Annotated in this window: 2 tRNA genes; both read right to left on the bottom strand. The window is 38.5% G+C overall.

Annotation, left to right across the window (positions count from 1 at the left end):
- Positions 1–94: 94 nt before the first annotated feature.
- Positions 95–167: transfer RNA gene (locus AC6UDB_RS06990), tRNA-Ala, on the bottom strand.
- A gap of 31 nt (positions 168–198) precedes the next feature.
- A tRNA-Ile gene (locus AC6UDB_RS06985) sits at positions 199–273 on the bottom strand.
- Positions 274–374: the final 101 nt, after the last annotated feature.

Here is a 374-nt window from a genome sequence, read left to right as displayed (position 1 = left end):
TTATTTCTCGGTTAAAATTATAATTAAAATATAATTAATACAGAAAATAATATTATCTAGTTTTCAAAGAACAAAGTTGACACTTTCGTGTCAATGGAGAATAACGGGATCGAACCGTTGACCTCCTGCTTGCAAAGCAGGTGCTCTCCCAGCTGAGCTAATTCCCCAAAATATTCGATTGTCACTTACCAGTAACGATGGGTCTAAGTGGACTCGAACCACCGACCTCACGCTTATCAGGCGTGCGCTCTAAACCAGCTGAGCTATAGACCCAAAAGCGCGAACATTTATTTTAACGAGAGTAAAACTCTCAAAACTAAACAAGACTTCAATAATGTAAGGTTTCCGAATTTTTCCTTAGAAAGGAGGTGATC

The sequence above is a fragment of the Fructilactobacillus sp. X3R2C1 genome, from assembly GCF_059901235.1.
This window is presented reverse-complemented; position numbering and strand designations above follow the sequence as displayed.